The organism is Saccharospirillum sp. (assembly GCF_040881935.1).
Taxonomy (GTDB): Bacteria; Pseudomonadota; Gammaproteobacteria; order Pseudomonadales; family Natronospirillaceae; genus Saccharospirillum.
On record NZ_JBBECH010000060.1, the window covers coordinates 1 to 14,135 of the forward strand.

The 14,135-nt window shown below is 54.4% G+C and carries 14 protein-coding genes; 3 read left to right on the forward strand and 11 right to left on the reverse strand.

The window, feature by feature from the left end:
- Window positions 1–214 precede the first annotated feature (214 nt).
- Window positions 215–940: a cation diffusion facilitator family transporter gene (locus tag WEB54_RS11075; protein WP_368055657.1), complete on the reverse strand. Its 726-nt coding sequence runs from the start codon at window positions 938–940 to the stop codon at window positions 215–217.
- A gap of 69 nt (window positions 941–1,009) precedes the next feature.
- Here WEB54_RS11075 and WEB54_RS11080 point away from each other — a divergent pair, with 69 nt between their 5' ends.
- Window positions 1,010–1,417 (forward strand): helix-turn-helix domain-containing protein, encoded by a 408-nt coding sequence (locus WEB54_RS11080; protein ID WP_368055659.1) that lies wholly within the window; start codon window positions 1,010–1,012, stop codon window positions 1,415–1,417.
- Between the two features lie 133 nt (window positions 1,418–1,550).
- Here the strand turns inward: WEB54_RS11080 and WEB54_RS11085 are convergent, their stop codons facing one another.
- From WEB54_RS11085 to WEB54_RS11095, 3 genes are all read right to left on the reverse strand, one after another.
- Window positions 1,551–3,230: an NAD-dependent malic enzyme gene (locus WEB54_RS11085; protein ID WP_368055661.1), complete on the reverse strand. Its 1,680-nt coding sequence runs from the start codon at window positions 3,228–3,230 to the stop codon at window positions 1,551–1,553.
- A gap of 162 nt (window positions 3,231–3,392) precedes the next feature.
- Window positions 3,393–4,388: a DctP family TRAP transporter solute-binding subunit gene (locus WEB54_RS11090; protein WP_368055663.1), complete on the reverse strand. Its 996-nt coding sequence runs from the start codon at window positions 4,386–4,388 to the stop codon at window positions 3,393–3,395.
- Between the two features lie 257 nt (window positions 4,389–4,645).
- Window positions 4,646–5,545, reverse strand: coding sequence for a LysR family transcriptional regulator (locus tag WEB54_RS11095; RefSeq protein ID WP_368055665.1), 900 nt, complete (start codon window positions 5,543–5,545; stop codon window positions 4,646–4,648).
- A 128-nt stretch (window positions 5,546–5,673) separates the two neighbouring features.
- On the opposite strand from WEB54_RS11095, the gene WEB54_RS11100 reads away from it, so the two are divergent.
- Window positions 5,674–6,228 (forward strand): NADPH-dependent FMN reductase, encoded by a 555-nt coding sequence (locus WEB54_RS11100; protein ID WP_368055667.1) that lies wholly within the window; start codon window positions 5,674–5,676, stop codon window positions 6,226–6,228.
- A gap of 58 nt (window positions 6,229–6,286) precedes the next feature.
- Here the strand turns inward: WEB54_RS11100 and WEB54_RS11105 are convergent, their stop codons facing one another.
- The 4 genes from WEB54_RS11105 to WEB54_RS11120 form a co-directional block, all read right to left on the reverse strand.
- Window positions 6,287–6,760, reverse strand: a complete 474-nt coding sequence (locus tag WEB54_RS11105) for a GNAT family N-acetyltransferase (protein ID WP_368055669.1) — start codon at window positions 6,758–6,760, stop codon at window positions 6,287–6,289.
- A complete protein-coding gene (locus WEB54_RS11110; protein WP_368055671.1) occupies window positions 6,760–7,197 on the reverse strand; it encodes a VOC family protein in 438 nt (145 codons plus the stop codon). The genes WEB54_RS11105 and WEB54_RS11110 overlap by 1 nt, the downstream gene beginning before the upstream one ends.
- Window positions 7,198–7,291: 94 nt before the next feature.
- A complete protein-coding gene (locus WEB54_RS11115; RefSeq protein WP_368055673.1) occupies window positions 7,292–8,047 on the reverse strand; it encodes an SDR family oxidoreductase in 756 nt (251 codons plus the stop codon).
- A 28-nt stretch (window positions 8,048–8,075) separates the two neighbouring features.
- Window positions 8,076–9,200, reverse strand: a complete 1,125-nt coding sequence (locus tag WEB54_RS11120; protein ID WP_368055675.1) for a M14-type cytosolic carboxypeptidase — start codon at window positions 9,198–9,200, stop codon at window positions 8,076–8,078.
- A gap of 450 nt (window positions 9,201–9,650) precedes the next feature.
- On the opposite strand from WEB54_RS11120, the gene kynU reads away from it, so the two are divergent.
- A complete protein-coding gene (kynU, locus tag WEB54_RS11125) occupies window positions 9,651–10,901 on the forward strand; it encodes a kynureninase (protein WP_368055677.1) in 1,251 nt (416 codons plus the stop codon).
- Between the two features lie 53 nt (window positions 10,902–10,954).
- On the opposite strand, the gene WEB54_RS11130 is transcribed toward kynU, so the two are convergent.
- The 3 genes from WEB54_RS11130 to WEB54_RS11140 are packed head-to-tail and all read right to left on the reverse strand — an operon-like array spanning window position 10,955 to window position 14,039.
- Window positions 10,955–12,316, reverse strand: coding sequence for a TRAP transporter large permease subunit (locus tag WEB54_RS11130; RefSeq protein WP_368055679.1), 1,362 nt, complete (start codon window positions 12,314–12,316; stop codon window positions 10,955–10,957).
- Window positions 12,317–12,371: 55 nt separating this feature from the next.
- On the reverse strand, window positions 12,372–12,971 hold the full coding sequence (locus tag WEB54_RS11135) for a TRAP transporter small permease subunit (RefSeq protein ID WP_368055681.1): 600 nt from the start codon (window positions 12,969–12,971) through the stop codon (window positions 12,372–12,374).
- A 3-nt stretch (window positions 12,972–12,974) separates the two neighbouring features.
- On the reverse strand, window positions 12,975–14,039 hold the full coding sequence (locus WEB54_RS11140) for a TRAP transporter substrate-binding protein (protein ID WP_368055683.1): 1,065 nt from the start codon (window positions 14,037–14,039) through the stop codon (window positions 12,975–12,977).
- Window positions 14,040–14,135: the final 96 nt, after the last annotated feature.

Here is a 14,135-nt window from a genome sequence, read left to right on the forward strand (position 1 = left end):
GTAGCTCCGTGAATATGAGTGGTTTTTCTGCAGACGCCACTGATGTTCCGTACAAAGTTTCTTCTATATTTTGTGACGATATAACTTCCATACCGGACAATTTATCAAGCAAAGAATTTGAAAAAGCCACTATTATGAATAACCAATAACTATCAGTCGTTGCCGGGCATCCGTTACCCCTGATGAAATAGCGTGAATCGCAAGATCAGAGTAATCATCGCGTCTGCGCTCCGCATTCACTTGCACAAGTGCTTTGTGACGAAGAGCAGCATCCAACTGCGCCACCATCGAGGCTTTCTTGATCTGTTGTTTTAACAGGTTCGGAATTGCTGACACGTAATTCCTCGACTCCCTCGCGGATAACTTGCCACGCGGAGCGCAGGAAAAGTGCAGCGATAGCAAGTCCCACTATTATGTCGGGCCAAATAGTATCGGTGAAGGCAACCAGCCCGGCGGCAATGATGACACTGCTGTTGGCAATCAGGTCGTTCCTGGAACACAGCCAAGTGGAACGCATATTGAAATCGTCTGCCCTGTGGCGATAAAGCAGCACGAAGCAAATGCTATTTGCAAGCAGGGCGATGGCGCCTACAGTGCCCATCCAATCGGCGGCAGGTACCTCCTGTATCACCAACTTACGAACAGCATCGGCAACGACAACAACACCGAACAACAACATGAAACCGCCCTTAAACAGGCCAGCACTGGCTCGGGCACGACGGCCTCTGTTCAGCACGAAGAGTGTCAGTGCATACACAGAGGCATCGCCAAACATATCCAGCGAATCCCCCAGCAACGCGGTTGAACTTGCTATCCAGCCAGCGGTGAACTCCACAAGGAACATCACGGTATTTATGGCAAGCACAATATATAGCACACGGCTCTGACTGGTCCTAAGTTGTGCCAGTTCACCGGATTTGTTTTCACAGCAGCTATCCACAGCAGATACTCATAAAACTAGCGGTATAGTGATACTCTGAAGGTTATAGTAACTATAAGGTCAATGGCGATGAGTAAAAAAATCTTCACCGTAGGTCAGTTAGCTGATCGCACGGGTATCAAGCCCGTGACTATCCGCTATTACGAAAAAATTGGAATCTTACCTGCAGCGAGTCGGTCGGAATCTGGCTATCGTTTATACTCAGTCGAAGACCATTCCAAGCTTCTGTTTATCCGCCGAAGCCGAGCGCTCGGTTTTAGCCTGGGTGATATCAGAGAACTACTCTCGTTAGCTGACAGCCAGCAAGAGTCCTGTGCCGGCGTGGACGCTAAAGTTGAGCAACAACTGGAGCAGGTACGCTCCCGACTAAAAGACTTGCGTGCAATGGAACAGGAGTTGAAAAGACTGAGTGCATGTTGTGAGGGTGGGATGATTATGGACTGCCGGATTATCGAAACGCTGTCCTGTAAGACATAGATAGGGTTTTCCCGCGGTGTTAACAGCACAATTTTCCGGGTAGCGGCTAGTCTGCGTTGTTGATAAGCCGCCCCTGTGCTGTGGCCGCTGCTTGGCATGCGGCTGTACGCAACCTTAACTCAAACCCGACGACTCACACAGCCCGACGACGATAATGCCGGTAGCGAGGCGTCCAGAAGTTCGCTTCGATGGTCTCGCGGACCTGCTCTTCGCTGCTCATCAGGGCCACGCCATCGGCTTGAGCCTGGCGCGCCACTTCAAAGGCGATTAGTTTGCTGGTTTCGCGAATGTTGGCCAATGGCGGCAACAGTGCACCTTCTCCGGCTTGTACCATGGGCGCCTGATTGGCCAGCGCCTTTGAGGCGGCCATCAGCATGGTATCGGTGATGCGTTCGGCGCCAACCGCCAGCGCACCCAGGCCAATGCCCGGGAAAATGTAAGCATTGTTGCACTGGGCAATGGGGTACGTCTGGCCGTTAACGGTAACCGGCGCAAACGGAGAGCCCGTCGCCACCAGAGCCTGACCATCGGTCCAGGTCAGCACATCGGCTGGCGTCGCCTCGACTTTTGAGGTCGGGTTCGACAGTGGCATCACCACCGGTCGTGCACAGCCCGCGTGCAGCGCTTTAATGATTTCCTCGGTGAACAAACCACGTTGACCGGACACACCGATCAAAATGGTCGGCTTCGCCTGCTTCACAACATCCAGCAAGTCAGTACCGGACCAGTTGGCTACTGTGTCGGCAGATTGCGCCAATCGAGCCTGAAAATCATACAAATCAGACATATCACTGGTTAGCAGGCCGAAACGGTCCACCATAAAGACGCGCTTGCGTGCTTCGGCTTCCGACAGGCCTTCATCCTGCATCGCCACGATAATTTGCTCGGCAATACCGCAGCCCGCAGAACCGGCACCTACAAAAGCGACGCGCTGTTCGCTGACCGGTTCACTTTTGGCTTTACAGGCCGCCAGCAAGGTGGCTACGCAAACCGAAGCCGTGCCCTGAATATCATCATTAAAGCAACACAACTCATCACGGTAGCGATCCAGCAACGGCATGGCGTTGGTCTGGGCAAAATCTTCGAACTGCAGCAGGGCCTCTGGCCAGCGGCGTTTTACCGCCTGAATGAACTGCTCGATAAAGGCATCGTACTCGTTCTGACTGATGCGATTATGGCGCCAGCCCATGTACATCGGGTCGTTCAGCAGAGTCTGATTGTTGGTGCCCACGTCCAGCATTATGGGCAGGGTATTGGCCGGGCTGATGCCGCCGCAGGCGGTGTACAGTGACAGCTTGCCAATAGGAATACCCATACCGCCAATACCCTGGTCGCCCAGGCCCAGAATGCGCTCGCCGTCGGTCACGACGATGACTTTCACATTGTCTTTGGTCGCACTGCGCAGCATATCGTCCATGTGATCGCGATCCGGGTAGCTGATAAACAGACCCCGGTGGTTGCGATAAATATTGGAAAACTCCTGGCACGCCTCGCCGACCGTGGGGGTGTAAATAATCGGCAGCATTTCCTCGAGGTGATCCTCAAGCAAACGGAAGAAAAGGGTTTCGTTATCGTCCTGAATCGAGCGCAGAGTAATGTGTCGGTCGAGATCACTCTGGCACAACTGGTATTGGCGGTAAGCCCGCTCGGCCTGCTCTTCAATGGTTTCCACATTTTGTGGTAGCAACCCGATCAGGTTAAACGAAACCCGCTCATCCTGTGTGAAGGCGCTGCCTTTGTTCAACAACGGCAATTCCAGCAGGGTTGGTCCGGCGTAGGGAATGTAGAGCGGGCGTTTGTCAGTATTACTCATAGTGGGCTGATCTATTCCATGTCATTAATCGGATTAAACGGTCATTAGATGAGGTATTTTAGCATCAATGGAGCGCTGTGTTCCCGTCGTCTCAGCTTGCATTGAAAGCACCAGCCACCGGAACCCAGCGTTCCAGTGGGCGAACCGACTATAAGGGGCCGATCAGGGAACTCGGTTGGCATCGAGCGCGGCCTCGATCACATCGGCCCCAATCAGGGGTTCGTACTCCTGCCACAGCGGTTTCATCGCGTTTTGCCATTGGGCCAACTGTTCAGTGGTCGGCTCATGCAGGGTAACACCCGACATCGCCGCAATGGAGGTACGGTCGTTCTGGTTTTTGGCCAGCGCCACGGCATTGCCATATTTCACCGACATTTCCATGGCGAATTCAAATTCTCGCAACTGGTCTGCCGTTAAGCTGTTCCAGAACTCGGCATTGGTGATTACCATGTAATCCAGCACCCCATGATTCGATTGCATCATAAAGGGTTGGTGCTCGTAGAAGGCCTGGGAATATATGTTCGACCAGGTATTCTCCTGCCCCTGAATTTCGTTGTCGGCCAATGCCTGATAAACCTGACCGAAGGCCATGGGTACAGCTTCGGCATCCAGCAATTCAAACTGCTTTTGCAATACCTCTGATGTCATGGTCCGAAACCGCAGCCCCGCCAGGTCATCCGGCCGGGCGAAGTCCCGGTTAGCGGTCAATTGCTTGAGCCCGTTGTGCAGGTAGCCCAATCCCAGAATGCCGTCCGGCTGCATATGAGTCAGCAGCGCCTGGCCAGTCGGGCTGTTCTGAAAGCGCTCAACCGCGTCCATATTGGCAAACAGAAACGGCAGATCATACACCATTAACTGGCCGGTATAGGCTTCGAACTTCGACAGTGACGGTGCCGCAAAATGAATGCGGCCCTCCGCAATGGCGGTTACCGCCTCATCGTCATCCATCAACTCGGTATTCGGATAAATCTCAACCTGAAACTGATCCCCCAGCCGACGCTCGATCATCGATTTGAACATCAGCGCCATCTTTCCCTTGGGCGTGTTTTCACTGACGACGTGCGAGAAAATCAGGGTTTGGGGTTCAGCGGTTGCGAACCCGGCGAGCAGCGCGCAGGGTAACGCGAGCCGCAGCCAACGGAGAGTGAGCAGCATCATGAGCTTTTCCTGTGATTCAGATTATTATAATTGTGGGTCGCAACTGCGCCGACGCTGTTGAGCTGCAAGAATAGCGCCAGTGGCGCTGACCGCTTGTGGTGCCATGGCAAGCTTCAGGAGGGGTGGCAATCCACCCAAAACAGGGCCTGGAGTGGCGAGATCCCATCCATACCGTCAGACAGGCGAGGAACTCGTCAAGATGGTGGGTGCTGCTTCTTGCGTTTGCCTCTAACATCGAAGACCACACCCACGATTGATCACCCCTGGAGGTGCTCCGGGCACTCCATTCGATCCGACAAGAAATCAATGAAAGTCCTCACTTTAGCAGACAGATAACGGCGGCTGGTATAGACCGCGTACAACTGGGTGTTGAGCGGCGTGTAGTCCGTCAATATCTGTTTCAAATGGCCCTGTTTGATCTCTCGTTCCACCATGCCACCGGGCAATATACCGATGCCCATATCATTAACCGCGGCCGACAACAACAAGGATTCATTGTTTGATTGCAGTGCCGAACTGAAGCGAAGTTTCACCTCGCCTTCCGGTCCGGTCAGTGTAAAGCTGTCCCCACGGAGCAGCGAATAGCCCAATATACTATGCCGCTCCAGATCGCTGCCCAGCACAGGCGTACCGTGCCGTGCCAGATAATCGGGCGAGGCCACAATGTAAAACGGGATGGTCATCAGCGGGCGGGCGATCAGGTTGGGGTGTAAGGTACGACTGGCCCGCAGGGCGAGATCAAAGCCCTCTTCGACAATGTCGACGAAGCGACCGCTGATGTCGATGTCGAAACTGACCTCAGGATACTGCTCACGAAACTCACGCAGTAGCCGGGTGAAATAATCGGTTGCCAGCCACATGGGGGCGGTGAATCGAATGGTACCTCGGGGCGTTACCGTGGCCCGGCTAACCGTCGACTCCACTTCTTCAAGCTCCTCCAGCATAGCCCGGCAGCGCTCCAGGTAAACCCGGCCAGACTCCGTTACGCTCAAGTGGCGGCTATTTCGGTTCAACAACCGGGCGCCCAATCGACTTTCCAGATGCATAACGTGCTTACTGACCATCGCCTTCGACAAACCCAGGTGCTCGGCCGCCTGCACAAAACTGGCGTGATCGACAACGGCCACCAGCACTTTCATGCTGAGCAAAGTATCCATGATCAATGGTTTCCTTTTAAGAAACGTTACGTCAATAATACCGACATTGATTTCCTCTGGGTAGTCTTCATACTGTAGGAGTCATACAAAATTCGGTTGGCCATCCGGCCACCCCAGAGGAGCTTATTATGAATAAGATAGCCGTCGTAACAGGCACTACCCGCCCGGGCCGTAATAACATTGCCGTGGCCAAATGGGTTCTTGAAAACGCACAAAAGCGCAGCGACGCCCAATTCGAGCTGGTTGATATTGCCGACTTCAACTTGCCAGTACTGGACGAAGCCATGCCCGCCGGCTTCCAGCAATACGCCAACGAGCATACAAAAAAGTGGTCGCAAACCATCGCCCAATACGATGGTTTCATTTTTGTAACGCCGGAATACAACCACAGCATCTCTGGTTCGCTGAAGAACGCATTGGATTACATCAGCGTTGAGTGGAACAACAAAGCAGCCGGTTTTGTCGGTTACGGTTCCGCCGGTGGTGTCCGTGCCGTTGAGCACTTGCGTCAAATCGCTTCAGAACTGCAACTGGCGCACGTGCGCAACCAAGTGCAACTGTCGTTGTTTACCGATTTCGAAAACTTCAGCGAATTCAAGCCAGCTGATATGCACCTCGAATCCCTGAGTGCCATGCTCGACCAGTTGGTCCCCTGGACCGCCGCGATGAAATCCCTGCGCTAAGCGCAAACCGATTCATCATCAAAAAGACGGGCATTGCCCGTCTTTTTTTTGCGTGACACTATCTCAACGCCATACGCATGACATGCTGGGGGCCGGCGGCCCCACCCTCATAAAGCGCTCCGGTATCGGTGAAACCCGCCGTTTCGTAGCAGTGATAGGCACCCCGATTCCGGCAATTAACCGTCAGCCAGACTGATACGCGTTGCGAATATGCGCCCTGAAGAAAAGGAAGTAATGCCCGGGCAGCGGCCTTACCCAGCCCTTGCCCCTGACGCCGGCTATCGATCAGGAACGTGCGGATACCCAAAGCCCCCTCTGAGCAAAACTCAAATTCGGCGGCGAAATCGGTATCAACAATAAAGAAACCGACCAACGAATCATCAAGCCAGATGCCATGGGGGTGTCGTGAATCACCCAGGCAATCAAGCGCCTCAGCAATCGTTCCGGTAAATTCCAGTTGTTCCGGTGCCACCGCAAGCTCTGTCGCGAGACTAAACTCATCATCACCCAATCGCTGCAATGCCAGCGCCATCAGGTCGCGAACAGGCTGCTGCGGTCGGCGAAACCCTTCATTTCAATGGCATTGCCACTGGGGTCGCGGAAAAACAAGGTACCCTGCTCGCCCGGCTGCCCTTTAAAACGAATGTAGGGTTCGATCACGAACGCCAGCTTCATTGCCGTCAACCGATCGGCCATGGCTTGCCATTCTTCCATCGACAACACCACACCAAAGTGCGGCACCGGCACCTCGTGTCCATCGACGGCATTGGAAATGGGCTGCGCGGCTTCAGCCTTATCGGACAGGTGCGCAACGATCTGATGCCCAAAGAAGTCGAAATCGATCCAGTGATCGGAACTGCGCCCTTCGGCACACCCCAGAACCTCACCATAAAATTGGCGGGCCGCCGCCAGATCATGAACTGGAAACGCCAGATGAAACGGAGATAACGCCGGGGATTGGATAGACATGGGAAAACCTCGCTTACGCAGTTAAACAGATGCTGTTGGAACCTGAGACTATCGGCTTCGCCCCGGGCAGGCAATGCCATTCACTGGCGTCGCCTTACAACCCACCGGCAAGATCAATCACACTGCCGGTACAGTACGACGACCGATCGGACACCAACCAAAGAATGGCTTCGGCAACTTCCCTGGGCTCACCGCCCCGCTGCATCGGAATGCGTTCGCTTAAACGCGCCACCCGGCCCGGTTCGCCGCCATCAGCGTGAATGTCGGTATGAATCAGCCCGGGCCTGACCGCGTTCACTCGTATACCCTCGGCAGCCACCTCCAGTGACAACCCCCTGGTCATAGAATCGAGTGCGCCTTTTGATGCCGCATAGTCGACATACTCATTCGGCGAGCCGGTACGGGCCGCCGCCGAGGAAACATTGACGATGGACCCACCGGCCCCGCCATGGCGATGCGACATGCGTTTAACGGCTTCACGGCAACACAGAAAAGGCCCGGTCACGTTGGTCGCCAAAACCTGATTGATGCGCTCTGCGGTCATCTCCTCCAGGCGCATCTGGGTCTTCAGTATGCCGGCATTGTTCACCAGCACCCGCAGTGTTCCCGACAATCGATCAATGGCCTCGAACAATCGCACCACCTCCGTTTCCCGGGATACATCGGCCTGGATAACCTGACAACGCCCACCCGCTTCGCCAATGCTGAGTGCTACGGCCCGGGCAGACTCCACATCGGACCGATAATTAATGCACACGAAGTACCCTTCTTTTGCCAACAACCGGGCAGTCGCCGCCCCGATGCCCCGGCCAGCGCCGGTTACCAGTGCAATGGAATTCGTTGTTGTCATAACGCGGCTACTCATTCAGATCCAGGAATTACAATAACGGCAATACCTGCCATATCGCATCAATATTAGCCGCACCCAGGCGCTGGCACCGGTCCGGCGACCAGCCGGTAGACGGCATGGGTGTGGCGGTGGTGTCCTTGAACGGCATTTCCAGCGTCATCGCCAGGCAGTTGTGATGTTCTGCTACATAAGCCGTACACAGGGTTAGGTTCGCCTTGCCGGGCTCAGCCATCGGGTAGCCGACATCGGTCTGGAAGTCCGGACAGGCGGTTTGCAACACCGACTTGAAGGTGCTGAGCTGCAAGGCCATGTGTTTGTTCCAGGCAGGAATGCCTTCGGCTCCGGCAATAAAGTTGTAAGGCAATTCTTCATCGCCGTGCACATCCAGGCAGAAATCCACCCCGGTTTTAGCCATGGCTTCGCGCACGAAGTAGACTTCCGGTGAAAATTTTTCACTCGGCTCCAGCCATTCACGGTTCAGGTTACGACCATGGGCGTTGCAGCGCAGATGCCCGCGCACACTACCATCGGGGTTCATATTGGGCACTACGTGGAAGACACAATGTTCCAGCAGTTGGCGGCTCAGGCTGTCCTGCTCGTCGAGCAGGCGCTCCAGAAAGCCCTCCATCCACCATTCTGCCATGGTCTCACCCGGGTGCTGACGGCCAATGATCCAGCAGACTTTTTTATCGGATGCAGGCTCACCGATGGTCAGCTGCGTCAGCGGGTGGCCATCCGGTGTAATGCACAGAGTGTCGGCCTGAACCAGAGGCGACGCCAGTGTTGCAGCGATCAACTGCTGGTGCCGTTCGAAGCTATAGGGCGCAAAATAGGCGTAATAAATACTGTCGGTCTCGGGGCTGTGTTCGATGGTCAGCGTTTGGCCGTCATACCGAGTCGGCACCCGAAACCAGAACTCACGGTCGTAGGACGCTACGGCCTGATAGTCGTGGAAGGCTCTCGGGAAAGACACCTGGCCCGCATTGGTGATGTCGAACCGGCACGGCTGATCGCGCGCATCCAGTACCTGAAAATAAAACCACTGTTTGTGCTCATCGCCAACATCGGAGCGAATTTGCAACTCGACAGCACCGGGATCGGATGCATCCAGGCAAATAATGTTACCGCCATCAAAGCGCTGATTAATGTGCATGCTGTTCGCTCCCGTCTAAAACATCGTTATTGAAATGGCTATTGATGCTACCTCACCAATGCCGCCAGTAAAAAGGCAATCGTGAATCATTTTACTCAAAGTTGGTAAATCATCCCCCGAACCCAGGAATCTGTCGGACTCCTAGACCTCACCACCGGCCAACAACCGCCGCAGGAACTGGACAGCTCAACAACCGTCATCAACACCGTCGGTTCGAATCCTGCAGCCATTGGCTATGCCGACTCCGAGGCCCTGAACGACAGCGTTAAAGTCGTTATGCGCATACGCCTATTAAACCGCTCCGGGGGAACACTGTCTCAGAGTCCTGCTCCCCCTCTTCAAACTCCGTAACGCCTGGTCAACGCTTTGAAACGGTGCTTTTGCACCTGGAAATCTTCCACAACTGACGACAAAACAGTAGGGTATCCGCAAAACAACGGAGCCCGCCTAATGTCGTTAGATCGTAGCCACTGCCTTTCTCTGGATACTCAAGACCCCCTCGCCCCTCTGCGCAACCAGTTCGACATTCCCCACGACGTTCTGTATCTCGACGGCAACTCACTCGGCGCCCGGCCGAAGGCCGCCTCAGAGCGCGCGCGACAGGTAATCGAACAGGAATGGGGCCAGGGCCTTATTCGCAGCTGGAATCAGGCGGGTTGGATAGATTTGCCGCGTCAGGTCGGTGGCCAGATCGCAGCGCTGATCGGTGCCAAACCGGAAGAAGTCGTGGTGACCGACTCGACCTCGGTTAACCTGTTCAAGGTCGCCGCAGCCGCCTTGAAACAACAGCTGAGCAAAGACCCGTCACGGCGCGTCATCCTCTCGGAGCCGGGTAACTTCCCAACCGACCTGTACATGCTGCAGGGCCTCAGTCAGTTCATGAACGGCGGGCCAGTGCTGGAAACCCAGCCAGCCGAGGCTCTTATTGATCGCATCGGTCAGGATGTCGCGGTGGTCGTGCTAACCCACGTTCATTACAAAACCGGCAAACTTCATGACATGGCGGCCATTACGCAACGTGCCCATGAACAGGGTGCACTGGTGGTATGGGACTTGAGCCACAGTGGCGGCGCCGTCGAAGTGGATCTCAATGGTGTTAACGCCGATTTCGCCATCGGTTGCGGCTACAAATACCTTAACGGTGGACCGGGTGCACCGGGTTACATCTTCGTTGCGGAACGCCACCTGGCGTCATTCGAACAGCCACTCAGTGGCTGGTTTGGCCATGAAGCCCCGTTTGCGATGCGCGACGACTTTGCACCGGCTGGCGACATCCGTCGCGCCCTAACCGGAACGCCTTCTGTTGTTGCTACCCAGTTGCTCAGCGTCGGCCTGGATACTTTCACCGATACCACCATGGCTGAATTACGTGCCAAATCCGTCGCATTGACCCAGCTGTTTATCGAGCTGGTCGAAACCCGCCTGCCAAACGCCGGTTTTAAACTGGTATCGCCTCGCAATGCCGACGAGCGTGGCAGCCAGGTCGCTTTGGCGCACCCGGAAGGGTACGCCATCATGCAGGCGCTGATTGACCGGGGTGTCATTGGTGATTTTCGGGCACCGGATATTCTGCGCTTTGGTTTTGCGCCGCTGTATGTACGCTTTGTCGACGTATGGGACAGTGTTGAATGCCTGAAAGACATTATTGATAGCCGTTCCTGGGATCAGCCCAACTATCATGAGCGTCACGCAGTAACCTGATTCATTAAAAAAAAGGGGCTGATTATCAGCCCCTGAATCCCAGCAAAGCCTCCTTACCCGTAGCGCATTTCAGGCAACCACAACACCAGCGGCTCCCAGAAAAAGACCAGCGTTACCGCCAGTACTTGCAGTGCAATAAAGGGCATCACACCTTTGTAAATATCGGTCGTTTTAATCTCCGGCGGTGCCACGCCTTTCAGGTAAAACAGTGAGAACCCAACCGGCGGCGTTAAAAATGACGTCTGCAAGGTTAGCGCAAACAACACCACAAACCAGGTCAGATCGAACCCAAGCTGCACCACCACCGGCCCGACCAGCGGCAGCAAGATCAGACTGATTTCCAGCCAGTCCAGAAAAAACCCGGCTACAAAGGCAATAAACAATATCACCAGAATAATGCCGCCTGGCGACAACGGGATACCAGTCAACAAACCCGCTATGAATTCGTCGCCCCCCAGAGAACGAAGTACGACTGCAAACGCCGTTGCACCCAGAAAGATCCCGAACACGAAGGCCGTCGTGATGGTTGTCTTGCGGGACACATCGCGCAGCACTTCCCAGTTCAACCGGCCGTTCATGGCTGCCAGAATCGTTGCGCCCAGCGCACCCACACCAGACGCTTCGGTAGGCGTCGCGATCCCAAAGAAAATGGACCCGAGTACCGCAAGAATCAGCGACAAGGGAGGAAGAACCGAACGCAAGGTTTCTATGACAACGTCGCGCGTAATCGGTGGCAAATCAGCTTTTGGAGGTGCCAGAGAAGGTTTCAACCAGGCAGCGATTACCACGAACGCAATATAGAGAAAACCCAGCATCACACCGGGTATCAATGCACCCATAAACAGATCACCCACCGACAACGACAACTGATCGGCCATGATGATCAGCATAATGCTCGGAGGAATCATAATGCCCAGCGTGCCCGAAGACGCAACGATGCCACTGGCGAAGGCTGGTGAATATTTTTGGTCCAGCATTACCGGCAAAGACAACATGGCCAGCAATACCACAGAAGCACCCACAATACCGGTTGAGGCCGCCAGCAGAATCCCGATTAGAATAACAGCGACCCCGAGGCCACCATTGAAACGCCCGAACAGATTGACAAAGTTGACCATTAACCGCTCGGCAACACCGGAGCGTTCGAGCATCAGCCCCATAAAAATAAACATGGGTAAGGCGACCATAATCCATTTGGTCATCTGGTCATAAATTCGCTGAACGACGATGCCGAATATATTCCAATCGGTTAAAAAATAGGTATCAGCGTCCAGATAATTATAGGCCAGAACCGCACCAATACTAAAAAAGACGGATACGCCCGCCAGGACCCAGGCCACCGGAAATCCGGTGAAAATAAGCAGAATAAAACTGCCCAGCATGGCCATGACGATGAGTTCGTAGGTTTCAAACACAACAAGTCTCCACGGCAAGTTCGACCGTTACAACACAACAACAGATAACATTGGATCAGCGATCAGCCGCGACCCGTGCCCGGGGGAAACCGGTAATAAATGACAACGCCCGCACAAACCGACTCAGCGCCGCCAACAACAACAATCCAAACCCAATCAGAATGACCGACTTTATCAACCAGCGCATCGGCAGACCGCCCGGAGATCCGGACACCTCACCCATCAGGTAAGCGCGTTCGACAAAGGGGTAGGCGTAGTAGAGTACAAACAAACAAAACGGCATCAAAAACAGGCCGAGCCCAAGTAGCTCGATCATTGCTCGTTTGCGATGTGACAGTTTTTCAGCCAGTACATCCACCCGAACATGTCCGTCGTGCAATACGCAGTAAGACAAACCGATCATGAAACCGATTGAATAGATGTGCCACTGCAACTCCTCCAGTGCAACGTAGGAGTTACTGAAGAAATAGCGCAGGATGACGTTCAACACCACCAGCACCATTAACAGTATCCAGCTCCACGAAAAAAAGCGTCCGACGACTTCAAGAAAGGCCTCGAGCCGGTCGGACAGCCAGGTATTCGGATAAGGAACGGCGGTGGGGCCATGCCCCACCGCTTGCTCCACCTGTTCAAGATCGAGCTTTATGTCAGACATGGATCAGTCCTGTGCATGCCAGTCACGTGACAGGTAACCATACTTCTTCCAGGTAGCATGTTCCGCCTGGAATGTTTTCATGGAGCTGTAGATCCGGCCAAACATGTCGTCTTGCTCGGAATACTTGGCCATGACTGACGCGGTAGCGTCTTCAAAGGCACCCAGCATGTCGGCATCGTACTGACGCAGGTTCACGCCTTCTTCGGCGAACTCATTCAGCACAGCGCCCTGCAGTGCTTCGGCTTTCGCCAGAGCAACGGCATTACCAGCCATGCACGAAGATTCGATCAGGCTTTGCGTCTGGCCGTTCAACTTGTTCCACTCATCCAGATTGATGTACAGGAACTGGTTAGTTGAAGGCTGGTGCCAACCTGGCAGGTAGTAGTACTTGGCAACCTGTGAAAAGCCCAACTGCTTGTCAACGGTTGGCAGCGAGAATTCAGTCGCGTCCAGTACGCCGGTTTCCAGAGCCTGATACAGCTCACCACCGGGCAGTACGTTAATCGACATGCCGAACTCGCCCATGATTTCGCCACCGAGGCCCGCAGCACGGAATTTCAGACCACGCAAATCGTCAACCGAGTTCATTTCTTCGGTAAACCAGCCCGCTGATTCAGGGCTAATGGTGCCACACAGAATCGGGTAAACGTTGTACGGCTCAAACATTTCTTTCAGCAGGTCGTCACCACCGTGGTGATACATCCAGGCCAGAAATTCCTGGGATTCAAGTCCGAAAGGCGTCGCGCCATAAAGCGCCGAGCCGGGTACCTGACCCCACTCATATCCCATCCAGGAATAACCGGCTGAAATGTTACCGGCACTGACGTTATCAAATACTGACAAGGCCGGAATCAGCGCACCGGGCTCTACCGTCTGCAGTGTTACCCGACCATCACTGATGGTGGAAACCATGTCGGCAACAACCGGCATGGTGTCGCCCAATGCAGTCAGTGACGATGAAAACGCCATCGGAACCTGCCAGCGAACCCGGTTAAATTCAGCCTGAGCGGCAAAGGGCGCAGCGGCCAGGGTGGTGGCCAGTACGGCCAGGGGCAATGCTTTTTTCATGATCATTGTCTCTCTGTTTTTGTAGTTGTGGAGTGAGTCTTAATGCTTTCTACCAAATCTACTGGTCTGGCTCTGAGCCTCCTGATGTCGGCAAAA

Bases quoted from the DNA above. Each gene is read 5' to 3' on its own strand.
- WEB54_RS11080 (WP_368055659.1), top strand. From the start codon at position 1,010: ATGAGTAAAAAAATCTTCACCGTAGGTCAGTTAGCTGATCGCACGGGT.
- WEB54_RS11085 (WP_368055661.1), bottom strand. From the start codon at position 3,230: ATGAGTAATACTGACAAACGCCCGCTCTACATTCCCTACGCCGGACCA.
- WEB54_RS11090 (WP_368055663.1), bottom strand. From the start codon at position 4,388: ATGATGCTGCTCACTCTCCGTTGGCTGCGGCTCGCGTTACCCTGCGCG.
- WEB54_RS11095 (WP_368055665.1), bottom strand. From the start codon at position 5,545: ATGGATACTTTGCTCAGCATGAAAGTGCTGGTGGCCGTTGTCGATCAC.
- WEB54_RS11100 (WP_368055667.1), top strand. From the start codon at position 5,674: ATGAATAAGATAGCCGTCGTAACAGGCACTACCCGCCCGGGCCGTAAT.
- WEB54_RS11105 (WP_368055669.1), bottom strand. From the start codon at position 6,760: ATGGCGCTGGCATTGCAGCGATTGGGTGATGATGAGTTTAGTCTCGCG.
- WEB54_RS11110 (WP_368055671.1), bottom strand. From the start codon at position 7,197: ATGTCTATCCAATCCCCGGCGTTATCTCCGTTTCATCTGGCGTTTCCA.
- WEB54_RS11115 (WP_368055673.1), bottom strand. From the start codon at position 8,047: ATGACAACAACGAATTCCATTGCACTGGTAACCGGCGCTGGCCGGGGC.
- WEB54_RS11120 (WP_368055675.1), bottom strand. From the start codon at position 9,200: ATGCACATTAATCAGCGCTTTGATGGCGGTAACATTATTTGCCTGGAT.
- kynU (WP_368055677.1), top strand. From the start codon at position 9,651: ATGTCGTTAGATCGTAGCCACTGCCTTTCTCTGGATACTCAAGACCCC.
- WEB54_RS11135 (WP_368055681.1), bottom strand. From the start codon at position 12,971: ATGTCTGACATAAAGCTCGATCTTGAACAGGTGGAGCAAGCGGTGGGG.
- WEB54_RS11140 (WP_368055683.1), bottom strand. From the start codon at position 14,039: ATGAAAAAAGCATTGCCCCTGGCCGTACTGGCCACCACCCTGGCCGCT.